This is a genomic window from Nocardiopsis baichengensis YIM 90130, from assembly GCF_000341205.1.
GTDB lineage: Bacteria > Actinomycetota > Actinomycetes > Streptosporangiales > Streptosporangiaceae > Nocardiopsis_A > Nocardiopsis_A halophila.
The window spans coordinates 123,884-146,735 of record NZ_ANAS01000022.1 but is presented as its reverse complement, the minus strand read 5'-3'; the positions used below and the strand labels follow the sequence as shown (position 1 = coordinate 146,735).

The window sequence follows — 22,852 nt, the reverse complement described above, 5'->3', positions numbered from 1 at the left end:
CCTTGCACTCCCGGTCGCGCTGTCCGTCAGCACGGCCCCTTCCCGCATCTGCCGTACATGGTGGTCGACATCCCGGCCCGGCGTGGGCGGAGTCCGGAATCCGCCCAGGGCCTGAGCCGAGGAACACGCCCTAGTCCAGCCCCTGGCGCCGGAGGAGTTCCCGTACCGCGTCCTCTTCCTCCTGGAGGAAGCGGCCGAACCGGTCCCCCTCCAGGTAGGCGTCGGTCCAGTGGTTCTCCTCCAGGGCCTTCTGCCAGCGGGGGCCCGTGCGCATGGCGGCGACCATGGCGATCAGCTCCCGCCGCCGCTGCTCGGTGATGCCCGGCGGGGCCACCAGCCCCCGCCAGTTGGTGAACTCCAGGTCCAGGCCCAGCTCGCGCAGTGTCGGGGCGTCGATGCCCGGGACGCGCCCGGCGCCGGTGACCGCCAGGGGGCGCAGCTCGCCCGCGGCGATCGCGTGGCGGTACTCGCCCGCCCCGGCCGCCGCCACGTCCACCTCGTGGCGCAGCAGGGCCGCCAGCGCGTCGCCCCCGCCGTCGTGCCGCACGTACCCCAGCTCGCCGGGGTCCAGCCCCAGCTCCTCGCCGATCAGCAGCAGCGCCAGGTGGTCCGGGCCGCCCCGGGTGGAGCCGCCGCCCAGGCGCAGCACGGTGTCCGGGTCGCGCCAGTCCCGGGCCAGCTGCTCGAAGCCGGTGTAGGGCGAGTCGGCGGGGACCAGCACCACCTCCGGCTCCTCCAGCAGGCGGGCGATCGGCGTGGTGCCGGCGACCGTGTACTCCGAGCCCTGGACCTGGGCCCCGGCCACCAGGCCCAGCCCCATCTGCAGCAGCAGCCCGCCGTTGCCCTTCTCGTGCACCGTGCGCGACAGCGCCGAGGTGCCCGCCCCGCCCGGCAGGTTGAACACCTCGGCCCGGTCCGGTGCCCCCGCCCCGGGTCCGAGGGCCTCGGCCACCGCGCGCGCCGTGGTGTCGTAGCCGCCGCCCGGCGGGTTGGGCACCACCAGGCGCAGCTCCGGCGGCCGCGGCTCGGGCCCCCACACCGCCAGCGCGGTCAGCGCGGCGGCCGCGCACAGCACGAGGGCGGCCCCGGCCGCGAGGACGGGTCGCGGTGATCGGGGGCCGCCCGGCATGCGCTCGCTCCTTGTTCGGCTCAGGGGGTCCGGCTGCCCGCGTCCTCCTCCCGGCGGCCGGCCTCGGACCCGGACCCGGACCCGGTGTCGCGGCTCCCGCGCAGGCGCTTGACCAGCGGCCAGACCAGCACCACCGCGGTCAGCCCCAGCAGCGCCGCCGAGTACGGCGAGGTCACGAACGTGGTCCAGTCACCGTAGGAGATCTGCAGCGCCTGGCGCATCGAGCGCTCCATCATGCTGCCCAGGATCAGCCCCAGGATCATCGGCGCGGCGGGGAACCCGTTCTGCCGCATCAGGTAGCCCACGACGCCGAAGCCCAGCAGCAGCCACAGGTCGAACACCGAGAAGCTCAGTCCGTAGACGCCGACCACGCAGAACACCACGACCAGCGGGATCAGTACCGCCCGCGGGGTCTTGAGGACCTTGGCGAACAGCGGGATCAGCGGCAGGTTGAGGATCAGCAGCACGATGTTGCCCACGTACATGCTGGCCACCAGGCCCCAGAACATCTCCGGGCGGTCCGAGAGCATCATCGGCCCCGGCGTCACGCCGAGCACCAGGAGCGCCCCCAGCAGGATCGCCGTGGTGCCCGACCCCGGCACGCCCAGGGTGAGCATCGGCACGAACGAGCCCACCGCGGCCGCGTTGTTCCCGGCCTCGGGCGCCGCCACCCCCTTGGGGTTGCCGGTGCCGAAGGTGTCGCCGTCCTTGGCGATGCGCTTCTCCATCGAGTACGACAGGAACGAGGCCACCGTCGCCCCCGCGCCGGGCAGCACCCCGGTGAAGAAGCCCAGGACGGACCCGCGCCCGGTCGGCGCGGCGATCCGGCCCAGCTCGCGGCGGTTCAGCCGGAGCGAGGTCATCGTGCCGTCGGCCCCGCCGGCGCCCCGGCGGGCCAGCATCGCGAACACCTCGGCCAGCGCGAACAGGCCCAGGGCCACGATGAGGAACTTGATCCCCTCGTACAGCTCGGGCATGCCGAAGGTGAAGCGCAGGGTCGCGGTCTGGGAGTCGATCCCCACCAGGGAGACCATCACCCCTACCACGGCGGCGATCAGGCCCTTGGTGATGTTGCGCCCGCCCAGGGTGACCACCGCGGTCAGGCCCAGCACCATCAGCGCGAAGTAGTCGGCGGGGCCGAAGCTGACCGCGAACGACGACAGCGCCGGGGCGATGAGCATCAGCAGCACCACGCCGATGGTGCCGCCGGTGAACGAGGCGACGGCGGCGATCGCCAGGGCCTTGCCGGCGGCGCCCTTGCGCGCCATCGGGTAGCCGTCGAACGAGGTCGCCACCGTCCCGGCCACGCCGGGCGCGTTGAGCAGGATCGACGACGTCGAGCCGCCGAAGATCGCCCCGTAGTAGACCCCGGCCAGCATGATGATGGCGGTGGTGGGGTCCATGCCGAAGGCGATGGGGATCATCAGCGCGATCGCGCTCATCGGGCCCAGGCCCGGCAGGATGCCGATGACGGTCCCGGCGAGCACGCCGATGAAGACGAAGAGCAGGTTCTCGGGGGAGAAGGCGACGCCGAACCCGGCCCCGATCTGCTGGAGGGCTTCCACTTTCGACTCCTCGGATCAGAACGGCAGCGGACCGGTCGGCAGGGCGACCCGGAGGAAGTCCGACATGGCGAAGTAGAGCAGCGCCGACACGCCCACGGCGACCAGCGCGTTCGCCCAGTGCCGCCGGTAGCCCAGGTACCAGGTGGTCGCGGCGATGTAGGCCGTGGTGGACAGCAGGAACCCCAGCGGCTCCAGCAGCACGATGTACAGGGCCATGGAGGCCGCGAACAGGGCCAGCTCCTTGCGCGGGTCGGCCAGCCGGCCCAGGCGGGGCCGGGCGGCGGGGCGCGCGGGGGCCCCGCCGCCCGGCCCGGCGGGCGCGGGCCCGCCGGCCGTGGCGGCCTCGGCCGCGTCCTCGTCGGTCTCGCCGCCGGCCGCGTCGTCCTTCTGGAAGAACAGCACCGCGGCCAGCACCAGCAGCACCGCGCCGAGCCACTTGGGCAGCGTCGCCGGCTGCACCGGCACGCTCACCGCCGTGAACTCCTCCAGGGTGAAGGCCAGGTACAGGTACACCAGCGCGATCGCGCCCACCGCCGCGCCCAGCACGCGGTTGGAGAAGGTGAACGGCTTCATCGGCCCTCCCCGTCCTCGATCAGTCCGATCCGGGTGAGGATGTCGGCCGAGTCGCGGCTGGACTCGTCCAGGAAGACGCCGAACTCCTCGCTCCCCATGTAGGAGTCGGTCCAGCCGAGCCCCTTGGTCTGCTTCTTCCAGGACTCCTCTTCGGTCATGTCGGAGAACAGGCCCTCGTAGTAGGCGACCTGTTCCTCGGTCATGTCCGGTGGGCCCATGACGCCCCGCCAGATGTCGAAGGTGAAGTCCACCCCCTCCTCCTGGAGGGTGGGGGTGTCCGGCAGCGTGGTCGCCCGCTCGGCGCCGGAGACCGCCAGCGGGCGCAGGTCCCCGGACTCCACCAGCCCCGCCGCCTCGGAGGCGCCGGTGACCACGGCGTCGACGTGGCCGCCGACCGCCTGGGTCATCGCCTCGCCGCCGCCGTCGAAGGGCACGTAGTTGATGGACGTCGGGTCGATCCCCGCGGCGTTCACCGCCCCGGCGAGCCCGACGTGGTCCATGCTCCCGGGGGAGGAGCCGCCGGCGATGCTCACCTGCCGCGGGTCCTCCTTCAGCAGGTCCGCCATCTCCCCCCACGACCCGATGGGGGAGTCGTCCGGGACCAGGTAGACCATGTACTCGGTGGCCAGGCGCGCGATGGGCGTGAAGTCCTCGTGGTCGTAGACCGACCCGCCCATCAGCGGGACGAGGCTGATCGGGGGGCTGGTGACGAACAGGCGGGTGGGGGTGTCGGGGGTCTGGGCGACGTAGGCCCAGCCGATCGAGCCGCCGCCGCCCGGCTTGTTCACCACCTGGACGGGCTCGTCGACCAGGCCGCCCTGCTCCAGTACGCGGCCGGAGGTGCGGGCCAGGGTGTCCCAGCCGCCGCCGGTGGCCGCGGGGGCGATGATCTCGATCGGGCGGTCGGGCTTCCAGGGGCCGCCGCCGTCCTCCTGTCCGCCGCCGGAGCCACACGCGGCGGCCAGCAGCGCGACCGAGGCCAGCGCGGCGGCCATGGCGACAGGGCGTGCGCGGAACATGCTGTCTCCATGTACGGGGTGCGGGAAATGGTGCGCGGGCCACAGGCCCGCGTGAGGTGACACACATGTAAACAGCGCGAAATCCGGTGGAAAAGGATTGTGTCGGTTGCGGGGGCAGTGGTCGTAGTGGATGTTCCGGTCGTTGTGTTCACGGCCGGGTGCCCGCCCCGGAGCCGGACGGCGCCCCGCCTCTGTGACATGCGACGATGGCGCGCACACCGTCGGCGGCGATCGAGGAGGGGACCGTGCGCGCCAGGCTCACGCTCGCGGGGCAGTTCCTGCTCCTCCAGCTGCTGATCGTGGTGGCCCTGCTCATCGCCGTCTCGGGGGTGTCCCTGGCCCAGGCCGACGCCCGGTTCCGCGCCGAGGAGGGGCGCCGCATGCTCACCGTCGCCGAGGCGGCGGCGTCCACCGACGCGGTGCGGGTGGGCCTGTCCGACCCGGACCGGGCCGGGATCCTGCAGCCGACCGCGGAGAACCTGCGCTCCCTGGCCGGCGCCGACCACCTGCTCTTCGCCGACGCGCGGGGCCGGCCCCTGACCGCGATGGGGGCGGGCGGCTCCGGGACCGGGGGCGCCGGCGCCCCGGACCGGCCCCTGGACCTGGGGGAGAGCCGGGTGCTCTCCGGCAGGTCCTGGATCGGCGTGGCCGAGATGGACGGCGGCCGCGCTGTGGTGGCGCACGCCCCGGTGATCGCCGACGACGGCACCGTCCTCGGGTTCGCGCTGGCCGGGCGGGACGTTCCCGGGCCGGCGGCCAGCCTCGCCGGGTCCGCCCCCGACCTGCTGGTCTACCTGGGCGTGGCCTCGTTCCTGGGGGTGGTCGGGTCGCTGCTGCTGGCCCGCAGGGTCAAGCGCCAGACCCTGGGCATGGAGCCGGGCGAGATCGCCGGGCTGGCCCGGCACCGCGAGGCCATGCTGCACGGCATCCGGGAGGGTGTGCTGGGGGTGGACGCCCAGGGCAGGGTGGCGCTGGTGAACGCCCCGGCCGCCGAGCTGCTGCGCCTGCCCGAGGGCGCGGCCGGCCGCGCCCTGGAGGAGCTGGGCGTGGACGCCGACACCGCCGCCGCCCTCACCGAGCGGGAGCAGGCCCCGGACCGGGTGGTGCTGATCAACGGGCGGCTGGTGACGGTGAACTGCATGCCGCTGGGGCAGCAGGGCGCCGAGGGGTCGGTGACCACCCTGCGCGACCACACCGACCTGGTGGCCATGCGCGGCGAGCTGGACGCCACCCGCACGGCCACCGAGGCGCTGCGCGCCCAGGCGCACGAGTTCAGCAACCAGCTGCACGTGATCGGCGGGCTGCTCGGGCTGGAGGCCTACGGCGAGGCGGCCGAGTACATCGCCCGGGTCGGCGGCGCCCGCACCCGGCTGACCGAGGACGTGGCGGCGCGGGTGGCCGACCCGTCGGTGGCGGCGCTGCTCATCGCCAAGGCCAGCCTCGCCGCCGAGCAGGGCGGCCGGCTGGAGGTGGCGTCCGGTACCGGGCTGTCCCAGCAGGACGGCGAGCTCTCGGCCGACCTGGTCACCGTGGTCGGCAACCTGGTGGACAACGCGCTGGAGGCGGTGCGCGGGCAGGAGGAGGGCCGGGTGGAGGTGGAGCTGGACGAGACCGCGCAGGGGGTGCGCGTGCGGGTGCGCGACTCGGGCCCCGGCGTGTCCCCGGAGCTGGCCGAGGAGGTGTTCCGGCGCGGGTTCAGCACCAAGGGCGGGGGCGGCCGCCGGGGGGTGGGGCTGGCGCTGATCCGGATGGTGTGCGAGCGTCGCGGCGGCTCGGTCCGGGTGGAGGGGGCCGAGTTCACCGCCGTGCTGCCGGCGGCCGGGACGGACGCGCCCGAGTCCGAGGAGGAAGGAGGCCGCGGGTGATCCGCACGCTCGTCGTGGACGACGACTTCATGGTGGCCCAGGTCCACCGCAGGCTGGTGGAGCGGGTGCCGGGCTTCACCGTGGTGGGGGAGGCCCGCACGGGCGGCGAGGCGCTGGAGCGGGTGCGGGACCTGCGCCCGGACCTGGTGCTGCTGGACGTGTACCTGCCCGACATCGGCGGGACCGAGGTGCTGCGGCGCCTGCGGGCCGGGGACGGGCCGCAGGTCGACGTCCTGATGATCACCGCGGCCCGGGACGCCGAGACGGTCCGCCGGGCCCGGCACGGCGGGGCGGTGCACTACATCGTCAAGCCGTTCACGCCCGAGACGCTGCGCGAGCGCCTGGTCGCCTACCAGGAGGTCCGGGGGGCGCTGGGCGGCGGCGAGGCGGCCCAGGAGGACCTGGACCGCGTCTTCGGAGCGCCCGGGACCGGCACGGCGCCGGCGGCCCCGGCGAAGGCCCCGCCGATGCCGAAGGGGCTGACCCCGGAATCGGCGGCGCTGGTCCGCTCCGAGCTGGAGAAGGCCGAGGGCGACCTGTCGGCCTCCGAGTGCGCGGCCCTGACCGGCCTGTCCCGGGTGAGCGCGCGCAGGTACCTGGAGCACTTCGCCCAGGAGGGCAAGGCGGTCGTCCGCCTGAAGTACGGCACGGCGGGCCGCCCGGAGCGCCGCTACCACTGGGTGCCGGGAGCGGGGTAGTCGGCACATGCCGCCCCGCACACAGGGCCGGGGCCAGGGGAGCACGCTCCCCGAACGTGTCGTCCGTCGGAGCCCGGGGGCACAGGAAGAAGGCGACGAGAAGGCGGCCCGTTCCTCGGCGCTGCCGCTCGGCCGCCGGGCCCCTGGCGGTCGAGCGGAGCGGTCGGGGAACCGCCCTGCTCCGTCGTCGCTGCCTCACCTCCTAGCGCCCCGATGGCCCGCCGTCCTCTCGGTCCGTGAGCGGGTCGGTGCTCGACGGGGCAGGTCCGGAGCCGGCCCTCCTTCCTCCCCGTGATGCGATCGGCGTGCGCCCACCCGTACGTTCCCCCTGGTCCCCCCGCCACCTGAGGGGGAGCGAAGGAAGTGGGAGGACTCCGAGCGCATCCCTTTCCCCAAGGCGGCCCTGGGTTCCGCGTAGGCGGCGGCCTCTGGGAGGCTTCTGTCTCCAAGTCGGGGCGCGCGAGGTCGTTTTCGGAGAGGACTGACATGCGGAACGCCGTCGGAGCCGTGGACACCGTTCTCCTCCTGGGCGGGCGCAGCGAGATCGGGGTCGCCATCGCCGAGCGGCTCGTGCGGGGCGGGGCGCGCACGGTGGTGCTCGCCGCCCGGGGCGCCTCCGACGAGGGGGCCGGAGGGGTGAAGGAGCAGGCCGACCGGCTGCGCGCGGCCGGGGCCGCGCAGGTGCACCCGCTCGACTTCGACGCCGCCGACACCGCCGGGCACGAGGGCGCCGTCGCCTCCGCCGTGGAGCTGGCCGGCGACCTGGACGTGGTGGTGGACGCCTTCGGGGTGCTCGGCGACCAGGCCGCCTTCGAGGCCGACCCGGCCTCGGCCGCCGACGCCGCCGCGGCCACCTTCACCGGCCACGTCTCGGCCGACCTCGCCGTCGCCGCCCGGCTGCGCGAGCAGGGGCACGGCACTCTGGTCGTGGTCTCCTCGGTGGCCGGTGTGCGGGTGCGCCGGGCCAACCTCGTCTACGGCGCCGCCAAGGCCGGGCTCGACGGGCTGGCCCAAGGGCTGGGCGACGCCCTGCACGGCACCGGCGCCCGCGTGATGGTGGTGCGCCCGGGATACGTGCCCACCAAGATGTCGCGGCACGTGTCCGCCGCCCCGTTCCCCGCCACCACGGAGCAGGTCGCGGCCGCCGTCACCGAAGGGCTGCGGACCGGGCGCGAGGTCGTGTGGGTGCCCTCGGTGCTGCGCTACGTCTTCACCGGGATGCGTCTGCTGCCGCGCTCGATGTGGCGCCGCCTGCCCCGCTGAACGCGGCCGACCCGAGCAACTCCGAGACGCCCCGGCCTGGCACGACGGACGTCCGCGGTGGCCGGGGCGTCGCTCCGGTGCTCACCGCGGCCACTCCGCACCGACGAGCACCGACGAGCGGCGAGGGGCGGTGAGGTCTGTCGGAGGTGACCCTCGGCGCTCCTGATTCCCCCCTCCCTCCGCTCGTCCCTTCCTCCGCGACTTCAGGGGACGTCCCGCGGGCCCGGACGGCGCTCTCGGTGCACGGCGCGCATCGCGCCATAACGGGTTCTGTGAACCTCCTCAAACCACCTCCTGAAAAGGCGAACAACGGGTCTAGAACGTGTTTCATTCTCGTGTTCTCATGGCGGCATGCGCACACGTGTCACCGAGATGTTCGGCATCGAGCTGCCCGTCTTCGCCTTCAGCCACTGCCGGGACGTCGTCGCCGCGGTGAGCCGGGCCGGCGGCATGGGCGTTCTCGGTGCCCTGTACTTCACCCCCGAGGAGCTGGAGACCGAGCTCGCCTGGATCGACGCGCACACCGGCGGCCGCCCCTACGGCGTCGACGTGGTCATGCCCTCCTCCTCCGCAGGCGCCGAGATGGGCGCCGGCTCCGGCGAGGAGCTGCAGGAGCGGCTGCGCGCGCTCATCCCCGACGCCCACCGGCGCTTCGTGGACGACCTCCTCGCCGAGCACGGCGTCCCCGAGGCGGCCGGCGCCGACGCCGGGCACTTCCTCCTCGGCTGGACCGACGCCACCGCCCGCCCCCAGGTCGAGGTGGCCCTCAAACACCCCATCGCCCTGCTGGCCAACGCCCTCGGCGCCCCGCCCCCCGACGTCGTCGAGCAGGCCCACCGGCACGGCGTGAAGGTCGCCGGCCTGGCCAGCTCCCGGCGGCACGCCCGCAAGCAGTGCGACGTGGGGGTGGACGTCGTCGTCGCCCAGGGCACCGAGGCCGGGGGCCACACCGGCGAGGTGTCCACGATGGTGCTGGTCCCCGAGGTCGTGGACGAGGCCGCCCCCGTCCCGGTCCTGGCCGCCGGGGGCGTGGGCCGGGGCCGCCAGATGGCCGCGGGCATGGCCCTGGGCGCCGAGGGGGTGTGGACCGGGTCGGTCTGGCTGGCCACGGAGGAGGCCGACACGCCGCCGGGCGCCCTGGAGCAGATCCTCCACGCCTCCTCGACCGACACCGTCCGCTCCCGCTCCATGACCGGCAAGCCCGCCCGCATGCTGCGCAACACCTGGACACAGGCCTGGGAGGGCGAGGAGTCGCCGGGGCCGCTGCCCATGCCCCTGCAGTTCATGCTCATCGCCGACGCCCTGCGCCGGGTCGGGCGGGTGCGCCACCCGACCCTGACGCCGTCGCCGGTGGGCCAGATCGTCGGGACCCTCGACCGCGTGAAGCCCTGCTCCCAGGTGGTCTACGAGCTCATGGAGGAGTTCGGGGAGGCCCTGGAGCACCTGAACCGCGCCGCCGAGGGAGAGGCCGCCGGAGACACGGCCACCGGCCCCGGGTGACCCCTTCGCGCGGCCCGGCGGCGCTCCTGCCCCGACGCGACCCGCCCCCGACCCGCCCCTGCCCCGCCCCGGGCGGACCTGCTCACTCTGGAGAGCGGAGCGGTCTGACCCCCTCGGCCAGCGCCTCCTCCAGCGTCCGCGGCGGCCGGCCGGTAGTGTCCTGCACGGTGCTGGTCGTGCGGTCCTCCGCGCCCGCCGCGATCGCGGTGTCCAGGCCGGCGAGCAGCCGCGCGAACTCCGGGGGCATGCCCTCCGCGGTCCACCGCCCGGCGAGCGCGTCCTCGGTCAGCGACCGGTGCCGCACCGGCCGCCCCAGCACCCCTCCGAGCATCTCGGCGACCGCGTCGTAGCCCACCGGTTCCGGCCCCGTGACGATGTGGTCCGTGTTGTGCGGAACGGTGTCGGTGAGGGCGGCCACCGCGACCTCGGCGATGTCCTCGGCCGCGACGAACGGCACCCGTCCCGTCCCGGTCGCGCTGACGATCTCGCCCTGCTCGCGGGCCAGGCGGGCCTGGAGGTGGTCGCCGGTGAAGTTGTCCGCGAACCAGGTCGGGCGCAGGACCGCCCACTCCCCGAAGACCTCGCCGAGCCGGGTGTGCACGCGGCCCAGGCCCGGTGTCCCCGGCGTGATCGGGGACCCGCTCAGCAGCACGGCCCGGCGCACCCCGGCCTCCGCGGCGCGCTCCAGGAACGGGGCCATGAACGGCTCCGGGTCGGGCTCACCGACCGGGGCGACCAGGTAGAGCGCGGTCGTGCCGGACAGCGCCCCGGCGTGGGTGGAGGGGTCGTACCAGTCGAAGGCGACCCGGTCGCCGACGGGGTGCCGGCTGGCGACGCGGTGCGGGCGCCCCCGCTCGGCCAGCTTCCGGGCGACGCGGGCGCCCGTGGTCCCGGTGCCTCCGGTGACGAGGACGCTCATGCCTCCGCACCCCCGTCCGCGGCCAGGGCGAGCAGGGGGTTCCAGTAGTCCCGGTAGTGCGCGATGCGGCCGTCCCGCACCGTCAGCACGGCGACGTAGGGCGACTCGTACGGCTCGCCGGTGGCGACGACGGTCCCCTGGGCCGAGAACTCGGCCACGATCACCTCCGGGTCGGCGGTGCGGTGGACGGTGTCGACGTCGACCCGGTGCACGTCGAAGGTGTCCGGGTAGTCGATCAGGTAGTCGTGCACGGCGCCGCGCCCGTCCAGGCGGCGGGGCCGGCCGGGCGGGGCGAACGGGAACTCCACGACGGCGTCGTCGGCGAACAGGCCGATGAAGCCCGGCATGTCCTTGGCGCGCAGGAACGCCAGGCCCTGCCGGAACACCGCTTCGGGGCGGCCGGGTGCGTGGGTCGGCATGGGTGTGCCCTTCCAGGGGAGACGGAGACGGCGGTGGCCCGCTAGAATTCGGACCATCGGTCCGCTTAACGTAACGGACCGCTGGTCCGCTTAGCAAGGGGGTGCTCCGTGCGGGCAGACGCCGCGCGCAACCGCGAGGCCGTGCTGCAGGCCGCCGGCCGGCTCTTCGACACGGCCGACGACCCGGCCGGGGTGTCGATGGACGACGTCGCCGCCGCGGCCGGCGTCGGCAAGGGAACACTGTTCCGGCGCTTCGGCGACCGCGCGGGGCTGATCCGCGCGCTGTACGAGCTGCGGACCGAACGGATGACCGCGGAACTGGAGGAGGAGGGCGGCGACGAGGGCGCCGTCGACGCGGTCGCGCGCACCATGGACGCGCTCCTCCGGTTCAAGATCGAGAACCGGGCGCTCTCCCGCGCACTGGAGTCCCTCGGCGGAGGCAGCCCCTACACCAACGCCGCCTACGGCGGCCTGCACGCCCGGCTCGCGGCCCTGATCGCCGCGACGCGGGGGCCCGAGGCGGCCGACTTCCTCGCCCACGCGCTGCTCGCGGCGGTCCGCAGCGACCTGGTGGACCACCTCGCGGACTGGCCCGACGACCGGCTGAAGAGCGGCGTGCAGACCCTGGTCCGGTCCGTCCTCCGAGGAGAGGAACGCGGCGCCCCCCTCTGTCGTTGATCTCGGGGAAGTCGGCCTTAAGAGGGCACTTATAAGGCCGACTTCCCCGAGATCAACACGGGTTCGGGGCGCCGGAATCCACCGCTCCGGCGGACACGGGCCCTCCTACGCCTCGGCCGCCGTCAGTCTCGCCATCTCGGCGGCGTCCAGCCGGTACAGGCGCAGCAGCAGGACCGACCCCAGCATCACCGCGGCGGGGACCAGGGTGCTCCCGATGAGCATGCCCTGCAGGGCGCGGTCGGTCTGCTCCACCGCCTCGCCCGCCGCCGACTGGCGGTACCCGCTCGCCGCCAGCGCCGCGCTCAGCAGTTGCGCGCCCAGCGCCGCGCCGAGGGCCTCCATCGACGACCAGATCCCGGCGAGCACTCCGGCCTGGTGCCTCCCGCTCACGGCGCGCGTGGCGGCGATGCAGTCGGTCAGCATCGAGTAGGGCAGCATGGTGCACCCCGCGTTGCCCGTGCCCACGACCACCGACATCGCGATCGCCCACGGCAGTCCGCCCATCACCGGGATGAAGTACAGCCCGATGGCGCCGGCGATGAAGAAGGCCCCTGCCAGGGCGAGCGTCGGACGCTTGTCCAGGCGCCGGGAGACCGCCGTCCACAGCGGCATGGTGGCGATCAGAGGCACCGTCACGCACACCACCAGCAGGGCGGTGTAGCCCGGCTCGCCCATCACGTGCCCGGTCACGTACGGCACGCCCGCGATCATCGTCCCGGACGACACCACCTGCAGGAACGCCGTCGGGAGCAGCCGCCGGAAGTGCGGGTTGCCCAGCGCCGAGCGGAACTGGTCCGCCAACCCCCGGGTCCGGCCCACCCGGCGGCGCAGGGGCGCGGAGCGCGTCCCGTACACGCACGCCGCCATGGCCGCCATCACCACGGCCGCCATCACCACGCCCATCAGGCGGTAGCCCTCGATCGCGCGCCCGGGGCCGGTGCTGTCCACGAGGACCGGCGCCAGCGCACCGCCCAGCAGCAGCGCCACCCCGACGAAGACCGTCCGCCACCCCTGCAGCGCCGACCGCTCGTGGTAGCCGTCGGTGATCTCCCCGGGCATCGCCGCGTAGGGGACCTGGAACACCGACGCGGCGAGCGCGGCCGCGGTGAACACCACGAGCACGTAGAGCGCCGCCGGCGCGCCCTGGAGGGGGAGGCCGGCGAACAGCAGGGCGAAGCACACCGGGAGCGCCGCGGTCCCCGCCAGCATCCAGGGCCGCCGCGGCCCCCACCGGGACACGGTCCGGTCCGAGCGCATGCCGATGTACGGGCTCGCGACGATGTCCACCGCCTTGGGCGCCACCACCACGAACCCGGCCAGGGCCGGCGCCACCGCCAGCGCGTCGGTCAGGTAGATCAGCAGCAGCAGGGACGGGACGGTCGAGAACACGTGGGTGGCGACCGCGCCGACCCCGTACCCGGCGTGCACGGAGCGGGGCAGCGCCGGACCGCGGAGGCGCTCCGCCTCCGCGGCGGGGGGTACGCTCACGCCGGGCTCAGCCCCGCTCGCCCTGCTGCGCGCCCTGTCGCGCGCTCGCGCGCTGCTCCGGCGGCAGCGCCTCGCCCGGGGCCGGGACGCGGTCGCGGCTGCCCGACACCTCCACCGTCTTCAGGTCGTGCGGGACCGGGCACTTCGTCGGGAACGTGCCGATGCGGTTGGGGTCGAACCCCTCCGGGTAGCTCTTGATGTTCGGGTTGTCCTCCTCGGTGCGCGGCTCCACGCGCGGCGGCATGAAGCGCACCACCTTGGCCCGCGCCTTGAGGGCGAACCGGACCGCGCCCTTCCAGAACGGGGTCGCCGGCTCGTACCGGAAGGCCTCGGTCAGCCGGTCGTCCAGCAGCGCCGTGGTGAACTTCTTCATCAGCGGGCGCTGCCACGGCGGGGAGAAGGTGAGCATGAGCTCCAGGGTGCTGTCGGAGACCGCGCGCCCGCCCTCGGTGTAGCCGAAGTGCTCGCGCTCATAGCCGTCCATGAGCGTGCAGAACTCTTCGTAGGTCCCGGGGATCTCCTTGATCCCCATGTGGCGGCCGAGGTCGCGGTAGTAGTTGGTGTTGGCGCGGATCTCGTGCTCGCTGAGCCGCCGCCAGCCGAAGCCCCAGTCGTTGAGCCAGCGCGGGGGCATCACCACGAACGTGCTCAGCACGTACAGGTAGTCGTCGTTGCTGATGTCGTAGCTGCGGTGCATCTGGTTCATGCGCCGCAGGGCGTCGCGGCCCCGCCCGGGCTCGAAGCCGTGCTGCAGCATCTGCCCCAGCAGCAGCGCGGTGTCGTCGTAGCGGTGCTGGGTGCGGTCGGTGAACTCCTCGGTGTCTCCCAGCAGCCCGCCGATGCTGGGCACCGCGTAGGTCCGGTACAGCGCCAGCCCGAGGGCCTGCGACATGTCCCAGGGGAACTCGTGGGCGCCCAGGATGAAGGTGATCCGGCGGGCGTCGGCCTCGGCGTCGAGGCGGTGGATCTCGTCGTACCAGTCGAACCGTTTCATCGGGCCTCTCCGGTGCGGTGTGGGGACGGGGCGGGCCGGGGGCGCCCACCGAGTGACCGGTAGGTACCGATCGGTAGGGAACATTACCCGTCGGCCCCGCGGCCCAGGAACTCCGCCCCGCGCGGGATCGCCCACACCACAGGGCCTGCGGCCCCCGACACGCCGCGGTCGGCCGGCCGCGGGCCGACCGCGGGCCGACCGCGGCCGGCGCCGGCCTCAGGCCGGGGCGGCGGTGCGCTGGGCCACGTGCCGCACCAGCGTCAGCAGGACCTCCTTGCTGGAGGAGCGGTCGCGCGCGTCGCACAGCAGGACCGGCACCTCCGGCGGGATGCTCAGCGCCGAGCGCACCTCCTCGGCCGCGTAGTGGTGGGCTCCCTCGAAGCAGTTCACCGCCACCACGAAGGGCACGCCCCGGCGCTCGAAGAAGTCCACCGCGGGGAAGCAGGTCTCCAGCCGCCGGGTGTCGGCCAGCACCACCGCGCCCAGCGCGCCCGTGGCCAGCTCCTCCCACATGAACCAGAACCGCTGCTGGCCGGGCGTGCCGAACAGGTACAGCACCAGGTCCTCGTTGATGGTGATGCGGCCGAAGTCCAGCGCGACGGTGGTGGTGTTCTTCTTCTCCACCCCGGACAGGTCGTCCACGCCCAGGCTGGCCTCGGTCATCAGCTCCTCGGTGCTCAGCGGGGCGACCTCGCTGATCGAGCCGACCAGGGTGGTCTTGCCCGCGCCGAAACCGCCCGCGACCAGGATCTTGATGGCGGCCGGGATGCGCTCGCCGCTGCTGTCAGAGTCGTTGGATGCCATCGAGTACCGCCTGCAGTACGTCCCGGCTCACCGGGCTCTCGCTCGTGTAAGGGGCGCGGGCCAGGACGTAGCCCCGGCCGATGAGGTCGCCGAGCAGCACCTTCACCACGGCGACGGGGATGTCCAGGTGCGCGGAGACCTCGGCCACCGACTGGGCCCTGCGGCACAGCTCCAGGATGCGCAGCTGCTCGGGCTCCAGGGCCATCTCGTCCACCTCGGCGCGCGCGGCGATGACCACGCTGACCATGTCCAGCTGGACGCCGTCGGCGTGCTGCCGCCCCTCGGTGAGGATGTAGGGGCGGACGACCGACCCGGCATCGTCGGGGCCGGGGCTCCACTCGTGGGGATCGGGCATGGTGCCTCCCGTCACCCGGCCGACTCCGGCGCGGGCCGCCCCTCCTGGCGGGGGGCCGCGTCGAGGAACCGGCCGACCTGTTCGACAAGGACGTTCATCTCGTAGGCGATGAGGCCGACGTCGGACCCCTCCTCGGAGACCACGGCCAGGCAGGCGCCGCTGCCCGCGCCGGTGACGAACAGGTAGGCGCGCTCCATCTCCACGACGGTCTGCAGCACCTCCCCGCCGTTGAACTGCTTTCCGGTGCCCCGGGCCAGGCTCTGGAAGGCCGAGGCGACCGCGGACAGCTGCTCGGCGTCGTCCTTGGCCAGGTCGGCCGAGCTGCCCATGAGCAGGCCGTCGGCGGACAGGACGATCGCGTAGCGGGCCCCCACGGCGCGCTCGACGAGCCCGTCGAGGAGCCAGTTCAAGTCCTTCGCAGCGTTGTTCGTCAAGGTCAGGAGTCCTTCTCAGTGTCCTCGGTGGTGTCGTCCCCGGCGGCGCCCCGGTCGGTTCCGCGGCTCTCCTCGCGGCCGCGGCGCGTCCCCTGCTGGAACGCGGACATGTTGCGGCGGAGCCGTTCGGAGCGGTCCGGATCCTGTGGGGCGGATTCGGACCCCGGTGCGCCGCCCCCGCCGGGGCCCGTGCTCGGGTCGTTGGGGCAGTCGTCGGCGAGCTGGGGTGCGAGGTTGGTCTGCGGGCGCCGCTTGGGCAGCGCCGGGCGCTCGCCCGAACCGGGCGCCGGGGCCGACTCGGGGCGGGTGTCGCGCGAGTCCGGGACGGCCGCGAAAGGCGGTGCGCCGGACGGGTCGGAGGAGGAGCGGCGGGCGCCGCGCCGGGGCAGGCCCGAAGGGGTGGTGGCGGGGCCGCCGTCGCGGGCGGCGTCCCCGCCGCCCCCCGGGCCGCCCGAGCCGTTCGGGCCGCCCGAGCCGCCGGAGCCGTTCGGCGTGCCCTCGTCCTCGGCGGCGAAAGCGGCCAGAGCGGTGATCGCCTTGTCGGTGCGCTCCTCGGCCCGGACCTCCAGCGGGGCGCGGTCGGGCGCCTCCGCGCTGTCCCCGGCCGGCTCCCCGCCGCCGCCCTGCTCGCGGTCCTCCGCGGCGGGCGAGGGCGCGGGCGCCTTCTCGGAGCCGCCCAGCAGGTCGCCGTCGGCGGACTCGGGCGCGCGCACCACGCGCACCTCGCCCGCGGGCAGCGCCTGCGCCTCGGAGACCAGTTCCGGCGGCAGCAGCACGATCGCCTGCACCCCGCCGTAGGGGGAGGAGCGCAGCCACACCTTGATGCCGTGCTTCTTGGCCAGCCGCGACACCACGAACAGGCCCAGCCGCATCTTGTCGTTGAGCCGCATGACGTCGAACTCGGGCGGGTCGGCGAGCAGGGCGTTGGCCGCCTCGAACTCCTCGTCCTGCATGCCCAGGCCGCGGTCCTCGATCTCCACGGTCACGCCGTTGGGCACCTGCTCGCTGCTGAGCATCACCCGGGTGTGCGGCGGGGAGAAGGCGGTGGCGTTGTCGACCAGCTCGGCCACCAGGTGGATGACGTCGGCCACCGCCGGGCCGATCAGCGCGACCCGGGCGATGTGGGTGCGCTGCACCCGCGAGTAGTCGCCGGACTCGGAGATCGCCCCGCGCAGCACGTCCACCAGCGGCATCGGCCGGTGCCAGGTGCGGCCCGGGTTCTCGCCGCCGAGGATGAGCAGGTTCTCGGCGTTGCGGCGGGACCGGGTGGCCAGGTGGTCCAGCTTGAACAGCTCGGTGAGCTGGGCGGGGTCCTCCTGGTCGCGCTCCATCCGGTCCAGCAGGCGCAGCTGGCGGTGGATCAGGGTCTGGCTGCGGTGCGCGATGCTCAGGAACACCCGGTTGACGCCGTGCCGCAGCTCGGACTGGTTGATCGCCGCCTCGACGGCGGTGCGCTGGGCGGCGTCGAACGAGCGGGCGACCTGCCCGATCTCGTCGTCGTGCTGGTTGGCGACCAGGTCGGGGAGCTCCTCGTCCAGGTCGACCGGCTCGTGGCGGCGCAGCCGGCTCATGATGCCGGGCAGCCGGCGCCCGGTCAGCTCCTCGGTGTCGTCGCGCAGGCGGTGCAGGCGGTCGACCAGCCGGTGGGCGGAGCGGGTGGCGGTCAGCACGGTCAGGATCGCCAGGGCGGCCACGCCGGCGCTGCCCAGCACGGCGAAGGCCAGCGAGCGGTAGGCGACGTTGGCCTGGATGCCGCCGGCGTACAGGGCCTCATTGGCGCCGATGTCGGTGATCTCGTCGAAGACGGCCAGGTAGGCCTCGTCCCAGTCCGCCTTGGAGACGGGCATGGGGAAGCGCTCGGTGACCTCGCCGGTGATCGGGTCGGTCTCCGTCTGTGCGGGGCGCTCCATGATCTGGGCGACGTACTCCTTCAGACGCCCGTACTCCTCGGACCCGGTGAGCTCCCGGTACTGGGCGCGCTGCTCGGGGCCGAGGTAGGGGGCGGTCTCCTCCATGCGCGCGTCGAAGGCGCCGAACTCCCGGACGAAGGCGTGCATGTCGGGGTGGTTGAGCTCGTCCTCGGAGAAGGACTTCACCAGCCTGGCGTCGGCGCGGCCCAGGTGGTCGACCGCGCGGAAGGTGGAGGTGGCGCTGATGCCGGGACCCATGGACTCGACGTTGTTGCCGGTCCGGGAGAGCTCGTCGAAGACGTCGGCGGCGGCCTCGGTGACCCCGTTGAAGAAGTCGAGGACGTCCGAGCGGGAGGCGTCGCCCTCGCGCACGTCGGCGCGCAGCCGGTCGATGCCCCCGTAGGCGTCCTGGAGCGTGGTGATGCGGTCGGCGGCCGAATCCGGGGCGATCGCCTTGAGCTCGTCGTAGTCGGCGATGATCGTGCCCATGTGCTCATCGGAGGCGGCCTGGGCCTCGTCGAGCTCGTCGCCGAGCTCCTCGGGGTGCTCCAGGTAGCCGACGGTGATCGTGCGCTCCTTCATCACCGTGGTGAGCGCGACCGCGGACGGCGTCAGGTAGCGCTCGTTGCCCTTGCTGAGGGCGAGCTCCATGGCGGCGTTGTAGAACAGCACTCCGCTGACGACGAGCCACACCGCGACCAGGGCCGCAGTGGGGGTCATGACGATCCTGCGGAGCCGGGTGCGGATGCTCGGGACCCGCCGCTTCTCTGCTTCCTGCACTGCTCTCCTATGGCCCGTGCCTTGAGCACACATGGACGCGGTGGAACGGCGAAGGGGCGTTCCAGGTGCTTCGGATGTGGAGGACCGGCTGCCGGCGCGCTCGTGGCGCCCTCCGGCCGGGCCGACCTGTCCGCGCTACGCGGAGGAAGGCGCGGGGATTCGGCCCAGGGATCGTATCTCGCCCGGGAAGGGCCGGAATCGCAGGGGGTGGTGCCTCCTGGGCCTGACGAGCGGGTCGGGGCGGGGATGACTTTGGTCCTTAACTGGGCAACCGCGATACCGATGGAGTGGTTTGTCCGGATCGCGGTGACCGCGCTACGCGTTCGTAGCCTGACCAAGAATTATCGAATAGTTACAGACGTGCGCGGATGCACCCCTCCTCCGGCCCCGGCGCGGCCCCTCCGCCCCGGGTTCGGCCGTTCGCCCGCGCGGCCGCACCGGCCGCGGCTAGCCTTGGGGCCTTATGGGAGGGATTCTCGGCGCAGGACCGGGAGGGGCCGTGGCCGCCGTGCCGGCCGTCGTGTTCGCCGCGGCGGTGGGGGCGGCCCTGTTCTTCCGGGTCCACCTGGGGCGCTACGGGCGCATCGCCGGCTGGCAGGGGCAGGTCACCCTGGCGGTGCTGGCGGCCGGACTGGCGGTGGGGCTGCTGGCGGTGTGGCCGCTGCCGCGCGGCGCCGACGGGCTGTGCGCCATCGACGGCGGCGCCCCGGCGCTGCCGCACCCCCTCGCCCTGGGGGAACTGCCCGGGTCCTGGCGCACCGCCGCCCTGCACGCCGGGGCCGCGTCCGGAGTGTTCGCGCTGGTCGGCGCCCTGCTCCGGTACCGCTACCGGCGCGGGTTGCCCTTCACGGCCGCCCTGGCGGCGCTGCTGGCCCTGGTGGTCGAGGCGGTCCAGTACACCGGCGTGCTCGGGCTGTACCCCTGCGCCTACCGGGTGGCGGCCGTGGACGACGTGCTGCTCGGAGCGGCCGGGGGCGCCGCGGGGTGGCTCATCGGCTGCGCCGCCGTCCGGCTCCTGCCGCGCGCGTGGCCGGGGGCCGTCATGGACAGCATGCCGCCGGGGCTCTCCCGCCGCCTGGGCGGGCACGCGCTCGACCTGGTGCTCTGGTGGAACGGGACGCTGCTGGCGGTGGCCGTGCTCGTCGACACCGGGACCATCACCCTGGTGCGCGCGCCCGAGGCGCACCGGATCGCGCTGGTCGCGGCGGCGGTGGGGGGCGGCCTCCTGGTGCCGCTGCTGCGCACCGACCGCGGCACCCCGGGGCGCGCGAGCATGCGCCTGGCGGTCTCGTCCCCGGGGGAGTCCGGCCCGGCGGCCCGGTGGAGGACGACCCTGCGGGCCGCGCTGCTGTACACCCCGGTGGTGGTGCTGTTCGTGCTCGGCCTGCAGCCGTGGGCGCTGCTGGTGGCCCTGGTGCACGGCGCCCCGGAGCTGGTCCGCCGGGACCAGGCGGGCACGGCGGACCTGATCGCGGGCACCAGGATCACCACGACCGCGGCGGTGACGGGCCGCATGCCGACGAAGCTGATCCGGTACTTCCCCTCCCTGCGCACCGGCCCCCCGCAACAGCGCGTCGGCAGCTGACCCGGGTCCGGCCACGAGCAGGCCGCCACGCACGTCGTGGCGATCGGTTGACGGCCGGGTCGGTCCGGTACCGGACCGACCGGGGACGTTGTTCTCCTTCGCCCGCGCATCGCAGGATGGAGGAAACCTCCGTTCCGGTGCCGCGACCCACCGGGGCACGCGCCGGGCGGGGACGAGCGACCGGGGGTGGCGAATGAAGACGGTGGCGAGGAAGGCCCGGGCCGCGGTGGCGGCGCTGGCCATGGCGGCGGGGGCGCTCGCGCTCACTGCGGCGCCCGCGCAGGCGGACTACAGCGACTGCCCGTGGGGCAAGGTGTGCGTTTTCTCCGGATGGCACGGCGGCGGTGAGCGCTGGGACGTCCCGTCCTGCGGGCACCACCCGGTGCCCGACTTCATGACGCTCAAGGCGTCGTCGGTGAAGACCCACGGCAACGACGTCGGACTGATCTTCCTCAGCCCGACCCCGCGGGGCCACGTCCCGCGCTGGACGGAGACCAACCTGTCGCCGGAGGAGAACAACAGGCTTGTGGGGGTCGTCGTCTACTGCGGTCCTTAGAGCCGTCCGCGGGGAGGGCCGACGCCGGCCCCGGTGCCGCCGCGCCCTGCGCACCACCATGAGCAGCCCGATCGTGATCTCTGCGGACGGAACGCGAGGCGGGGTCCCGGCGTCTCACGCTGGATACCCCATCCACGAGTGAGAGCAGGGAGAACGAGATGCGAGGAACCGGGCGCAGACAGGCCGCCGCGGCGACCGGACTGGGAGCGCTGGCCGTGCTCCTCACCGCCGGCTGCTCGTTCAACGCCAGCATCGGCGACATGGAGCCGGTCGAGGAGAGCCGGGGCCAGGAGCAGGGGGCCGAGGAGGGCGGGGGGACCGGCGGGGAGTCCGGCGCGCCCGACTCCGGCGGGGAGGCCGGCGCCGTCCCCGCGGACGAGGTCGCCCGGCAGGCCGCCGCGGTCCTCGAAGAGGAGGTCGGGCAGACGCCTGACGACCTCACCTGCCCCGAGGACCTGCCGGCCGAGGTCGGTGCCTCCATCCGCTGCGACCTCACCGCGGGCGACCAGACCCTCGGTGTGACCATCACCGCGACCGCGGTCGAGGGCACGAACGTGGACTTCGACGTAGTCGTCGACGAGCAGCCCTCGGGCTGACCCCCGCGCTCCGGCCGGGGCGTTCGCGTTGCCCGCCCGTCCGCCGCCGTTCCCCGGCGGACGGGCTGCGGCGGCCGTCGACCGGGGCGGCCGGTCAGGGCGCCGTGCGGAAGCTCCGCCGGTAGGCCGCCGGGGCGGACCCGGTCCGTCTGCGCACCACCCGGCGCAGGGCCTCCACCGCGCCGGGCAGCAGCACCTCGTAGCGGCCCCGGCCGCCGGCCTCCCGGTCGGCGAGCGCGAAGACCTCGGCGGGGCCGGTGGCGTCGAGGAGGTCGACACCGGGGAAGACGGCGATGACGACCCGGTGAGGGGCGGGCACGGGTCCATCGTCACCGGCGCGTCGGATGCCCGCATTGACGGTTTCCTGAGGCTGTGGACGCGTGGAGGCGGGCCCATGTGGCCGCGCCCGGCCAATCACCGACCACCCCGGGAAGTTCCCCCGCGTCCCCGGGGCACCCTGGCTCCTTTCCCGACACAGAAGGAGCCCCGGTGCCCGCACGCGACTCTTCCGGCAAGTTCTCGTCCTGGCCGACGGACCTGCTGATCGCCTTCGCGATCCTGCTCCTCATCCTGGCCCTGTCCGGGGCGGGCGCCGTCTGAGCACAGGGCCGGGACCGGCTCCTCCCCGCGGCCGCCACCGGCCAATGGCCGACCGCTCCGGAATCTCCCGCGCAGGGCGCGGGCACGCTGGGCGCCTTCGATCGATCCGAGGAGGTCCGGTGGCTGCACGCGGCCCGTCCGGCAGGTTCTCCGCGTGGCCGACGCACGTCCTCATCGGCTTCGCCCTGCTGCTCCTGATCCTCGCCTTGTCGGGGCTGTAGGGGGCACTGCCGGGCTCAAGGCAGGGCTCATTCGCCCGTGAACCGCGGCTCGCGCCTCTCGGTGAAGGCGCGGGCGCCCTCGCGGGCGTCCTGGGAGGACAGGACCTCCCAGCCGGCGGCGTCGCTGACCTTGAGCGCCTCGTGTTCGGGAAGGCCCTCGGTCTCGCGGTGGACGCGCAGGATGGCCTGGACCGCCAGGGGGCCGCACGCCGCGATCTCCCGGGCGGTGCGCAGGGCCTCCTCCAGCGCCGTCCCGTCCGGGACGACGCGGGTGACCAGGCCGATGTCCGCGGCCTCCCGCGCCGTGTAGGAGCGGCCGGTCAGCAGCATCTCCATGGCGCGGGCGTAGGGGATCTGCCGCGGGACCCGGACGGCGCAGCCGCCCATCGGGAACAGCCCCCGGCGCGCCTCGTACAGGCCGAACACCGCCCCCTCGGCGGCGATGCGCACGTCGGTGCCGACCACCAGCTCGGTGCCCCCGGCCACCGCCGGGCCCTCGACCGCCGACACCAGGGGCTTGGGCGGGCGGTCCTGGCGCAGCAGGCCCTTCCAGTGGAAGTCGGCGATCCCGGCCGCCCGGGCGTTGACCCGCGCGTCCTGCGACGGCCGCCCCATGCCCTTCAGGTCCGCGCCCGCGCAGAACACCCCGTCCGCGCCGGTGAGCACGCCGACCCGCACCCCCGGTTCGGCGCCGATGTAGGCGAAGGCGTCGGCCATCCCCACCAGCATGTCCGTGGACAGCGCGTTGCGCGCCTCGGGCCTGCGCATCTCCACCGTGACCACCGGGCCGTGGCGCCGCACCTCGCAGTGGGGGGTGGACAGGTCCAGCCGCGTGCTCTCCTCCATCGCTCGCCTCCCGGTCCGCCGGCCGTGCCGGCGCGCTGTTCCAACGGTGTGTGTC

The 22,852-nt window shown here is 74.3% G+C and carries 22 protein-coding genes; 8 read left to right on the top strand and 14 right to left on the bottom strand.

The features are described from left to right. Positions 1-130: 130 nt before the first annotated feature. From C892_RS0118780 to C892_RS0118765, 4 genes are read right to left on the bottom strand one after another with little or no spacing between them, the layout of a single operon-like run. Positions 131-1,129 (bottom strand): tripartite tricarboxylate transporter substrate binding protein, encoded by a 999-nt coding sequence (locus C892_RS0118780; RefSeq protein ID WP_017558430.1) that lies wholly within the window; start codon positions 1,127-1,129, stop codon positions 131-133. A 20-nt stretch (positions 1,130-1,149) separates the two neighbouring features. Continuing rightward, positions 1,150-2,694, bottom strand: a complete 1,545-nt coding sequence (locus C892_RS0118775; RefSeq protein ID WP_017558429.1) for a tripartite tricarboxylate transporter permease — start codon at positions 2,692-2,694, stop codon at positions 1,150-1,152. Positions 2,695-2,709: 15 nt separating this feature from the next. Then, entirely contained in the window at positions 2,710-3,267 is a 558-nt protein-coding gene (locus C892_RS0118770) for a tripartite tricarboxylate transporter TctB family protein (protein WP_017558428.1), read from the bottom strand. Continuing rightward, positions 3,264-4,286, bottom strand: coding sequence for a Bug family tripartite tricarboxylate transporter substrate binding protein (locus C892_RS0118765; protein WP_239647437.1), 1,023 nt, complete (start codon positions 4,284-4,286; stop codon positions 3,264-3,266). Before C892_RS0118765 ends, C892_RS0118770 begins: the two co-directional genes overlap by 4 nt. 206 nt (positions 4,287-4,492) lie before the next feature. Between C892_RS0118765 and C892_RS0118760 the strand changes: the two genes are divergently transcribed. From C892_RS0118760 to C892_RS0118745, 4 genes are all read left to right on the top strand, one after another. Beyond that, entirely contained in the window at positions 4,493-6,151 is a 1,659-nt protein-coding gene (locus tag C892_RS0118760; RefSeq protein ID WP_017558426.1) for a sensor histidine kinase, read from the top strand. Further along, a complete protein-coding gene (locus tag C892_RS0118755; RefSeq protein WP_017558425.1) occupies positions 6,148-6,849 on the top strand; it encodes a response regulator in 702 nt (233 codons plus the stop codon). Before C892_RS0118760 ends, C892_RS0118755 begins: the two co-directional genes overlap by 4 nt. A 486-nt stretch (positions 6,850-7,335) precedes the next feature. Continuing rightward, positions 7,336-8,112 (top strand): decaprenylphospho-beta-D-erythro-pentofuranosid-2-ulose 2-reductase, encoded by a 777-nt coding sequence (locus tag C892_RS0118750; RefSeq protein WP_017558424.1) that lies wholly within the window; start codon positions 7,336-7,338, stop codon positions 8,110-8,112. Positions 8,113-8,463: 351 nt separating this feature from the next. Continuing rightward, on the top strand, positions 8,464-9,612 hold the full coding sequence (locus C892_RS0118745; protein ID WP_017558423.1) for an NAD(P)H-dependent flavin oxidoreductase: 1,149 nt from the start codon (positions 8,464-8,466) through the stop codon (positions 9,610-9,612). Between the two features lie 82 nt (positions 9,613-9,694). On the opposite strand, the gene C892_RS0118740 is transcribed toward C892_RS0118745, so the two are convergent. Both C892_RS0118740 and C892_RS0118735 read right to left on the bottom strand, forming a co-directional pair. Further along, positions 9,695-10,531: a Rossmann-fold NAD(P)-binding domain-containing protein gene (locus C892_RS0118740; protein WP_017558422.1), complete on the bottom strand. Its 837-nt coding sequence runs from the start codon at positions 10,529-10,531 to the stop codon at positions 9,695-9,697. Then, positions 10,528-10,950, bottom strand: a complete 423-nt coding sequence (locus C892_RS0118735; protein WP_017558421.1) for a nuclear transport factor 2 family protein — start codon at positions 10,948-10,950, stop codon at positions 10,528-10,530. The genes C892_RS0118740 and C892_RS0118735 overlap by 4 nt, the downstream gene beginning before the upstream one ends. A gap of 108 nt (positions 10,951-11,058) precedes the next feature. Between C892_RS0118735 and C892_RS0118730 the strand changes: the two genes are divergently transcribed. Further along, a complete protein-coding gene (locus tag C892_RS0118730) occupies positions 11,059-11,628 on the top strand; it encodes a TetR/AcrR family transcriptional regulator (protein WP_017558420.1) in 570 nt (189 codons plus the stop codon). Positions 11,629-11,733: 105 nt separating this feature from the next. Here C892_RS0118730 and C892_RS29180 read toward each other — a convergent pair whose 3' ends face one another. From C892_RS29180 to C892_RS29175, 6 genes are all read right to left on the bottom strand, one after another. Next, on the bottom strand, positions 11,734-13,116 hold the full coding sequence (locus tag C892_RS29180) for an MFS transporter (RefSeq protein ID WP_017558419.1): 1,383 nt from the start codon (positions 13,114-13,116) through the stop codon (positions 11,734-11,736). Positions 13,117-13,123: 7 nt separating this feature from the next. Further along, a complete protein-coding gene (locus C892_RS0118720) occupies positions 13,124-14,110 on the bottom strand; it encodes an oxygenase MpaB family protein (protein WP_017558418.1) in 987 nt (328 codons plus the stop codon). Positions 14,111-14,326: 216 nt separating this feature from the next. Further along, on the bottom strand, positions 14,327-14,914 hold the full coding sequence (locus C892_RS0118715; RefSeq protein ID WP_017538417.1) for a GTP-binding protein: 588 nt from the start codon (positions 14,912-14,914) through the stop codon (positions 14,327-14,329). Beyond that, positions 14,895-15,269 carry a DUF742 domain-containing protein gene (locus tag C892_RS0118710; protein ID WP_239647436.1) on the bottom strand — a complete coding sequence of 125 codons (375 nt, stop codon included), beginning with the start codon at positions 15,267-15,269 and terminating at the stop codon, positions 14,895-14,897. Before C892_RS0118710 ends, C892_RS0118715 begins: the two co-directional genes overlap by 20 nt. An 11-nt stretch (positions 15,270-15,280) precedes the next feature. Next, positions 15,281-15,679 carry a roadblock/LC7 domain-containing protein gene (locus tag C892_RS0118705; RefSeq protein ID WP_017538415.1) on the bottom strand — a complete coding sequence of 133 codons (399 nt, stop codon included), beginning with the start codon at positions 15,677-15,679 and terminating at the stop codon, positions 15,281-15,283. Between the two features lie 26 nt (positions 15,680-15,705). Then, a complete protein-coding gene (locus C892_RS29175) occupies positions 15,706-18,393 on the bottom strand; it encodes a sensor histidine kinase (protein ID WP_193374790.1) in 2,688 nt (895 codons plus the stop codon). A gap of 499 nt (positions 18,394-18,892) precedes the next feature. Between C892_RS29175 and C892_RS0118695 the strand changes: the two genes are divergently transcribed. From C892_RS0118695 to C892_RS0118685, 3 genes are all read left to right on the top strand, one after another. Then, positions 18,893-19,978 carry a VanZ family protein gene (locus C892_RS0118695; RefSeq protein ID WP_017558416.1) on the top strand — a complete coding sequence of 362 codons (1,086 nt, stop codon included), beginning with the start codon at positions 18,893-18,895 and terminating at the stop codon, positions 19,976-19,978. Positions 19,979-20,171: 193 nt separating this feature from the next. After that, a complete protein-coding gene (locus tag C892_RS29170; RefSeq protein WP_017558415.1) occupies positions 20,172-20,534 on the top strand; it encodes a peptidase inhibitor family I36 protein in 363 nt (120 codons plus the stop codon). A 158-nt stretch (positions 20,535-20,692) separates the two neighbouring features. Beyond that, the gene (locus C892_RS0118685; RefSeq protein ID WP_017558414.1) at positions 20,693-21,130 is read left to right on the top strand and encodes a DUF4333 domain-containing protein; all 438 of its coding nucleotides are present in this window, start codon (positions 20,693-20,695) and stop codon (positions 21,128-21,130) included. A 94-nt stretch (positions 21,131-21,224) separates the two neighbouring features. Here the strand turns inward: C892_RS0118685 and C892_RS32320 are convergent, their stop codons facing one another. Both C892_RS32320 and C892_RS0118665 read right to left on the bottom strand, forming a co-directional pair. Next, positions 21,225-21,449: a hypothetical protein gene (locus tag C892_RS32320; RefSeq protein WP_017558413.1), complete on the bottom strand. Its 225-nt coding sequence runs from the start codon at positions 21,447-21,449 to the stop codon at positions 21,225-21,227. Positions 21,450-21,978: 529 nt separating this feature from the next. Then, positions 21,979-22,797: a crotonase/enoyl-CoA hydratase family protein gene (locus tag C892_RS0118665; RefSeq protein WP_017558411.1), complete on the bottom strand. Its 819-nt coding sequence runs from the start codon at positions 22,795-22,797 to the stop codon at positions 21,979-21,981. Between the last annotated feature and the right edge of the window lie 55 nt (positions 22,798-22,852).

What these genes read in the sequence shown, in the direction of transcription:
- C892_RS0118780 (WP_017558430.1), bottom strand. Translation starts at nt 1,129, where the DNA reads ATGCCGGGCGGCCCCCGATCACCGCGACCCGTCCTCGCGGCCGGGGCC.
- C892_RS0118770 (WP_017558428.1), bottom strand. Translation starts at nt 3,267, where the DNA reads ATGAAGCCGTTCACCTTCTCCAACCGCGTGCTGGGCGCGGCGGTGGGC.
- C892_RS0118765 (WP_239647437.1), bottom strand. Translation starts at nt 4,286, where the DNA reads ATGTTCCGCGCACGCCCTGTCGCCATGGCCGCCGCGCTGGCCTCGGTC.
- C892_RS0118760 (WP_017558426.1), top strand. Translation starts at nt 4,493, where the DNA reads ATGGCGCGCACACCGTCGGCGGCGATCGAGGAGGGGACCGTGCGCGCC.
- C892_RS0118750 (WP_017558424.1), top strand. Translation starts at nt 7,336, where the DNA reads ATGCGGAACGCCGTCGGAGCCGTGGACACCGTTCTCCTCCTGGGCGGG.
- C892_RS0118745 (WP_017558423.1), top strand. Translation starts at nt 8,464, where the DNA reads ATGCGCACACGTGTCACCGAGATGTTCGGCATCGAGCTGCCCGTCTTC.
- C892_RS0118740 (WP_017558422.1), bottom strand. Translation starts at nt 10,531, where the DNA reads ATGAGCGTCCTCGTCACCGGAGGCACCGGGACCACGGGCGCCCGCGTC.
- C892_RS0118735 (WP_017558421.1), bottom strand. Translation starts at nt 10,950, where the DNA reads ATGCCGACCCACGCACCCGGCCGCCCCGAAGCGGTGTTCCGGCAGGGC.
- C892_RS0118720 (WP_017558418.1), bottom strand. Translation starts at nt 14,110, where the DNA reads ATGAAACGGTTCGACTGGTACGACGAGATCCACCGCCTCGACGCCGAG.
- C892_RS0118715 (WP_017538417.1), bottom strand. Translation starts at nt 14,914, where the DNA reads ATGGCATCCAACGACTCTGACAGCAGCGGCGAGCGCATCCCGGCCGCC.
- C892_RS0118710 (WP_239647436.1), bottom strand. Translation starts at nt 15,269, where the DNA reads ATGCCCGATCCCCACGAGTGGAGCCCCGGCCCCGACGATGCCGGGTCG.
- C892_RS29170 (WP_017558415.1), top strand. Translation starts at nt 20,172, where the DNA reads ATGAAGACGGTGGCGAGGAAGGCCCGGGCCGCGGTGGCGGCGCTGGCC.
- C892_RS0118685 (WP_017558414.1), top strand. Translation starts at nt 20,693, where the DNA reads ATGCGAGGAACCGGGCGCAGACAGGCCGCCGCGGCGACCGGACTGGGA.
- C892_RS0118665 (WP_017558411.1), bottom strand. Translation starts at nt 22,797, where the DNA reads ATGGAGGAGAGCACGCGGCTGGACCTGTCCACCCCCCACTGCGAGGTG.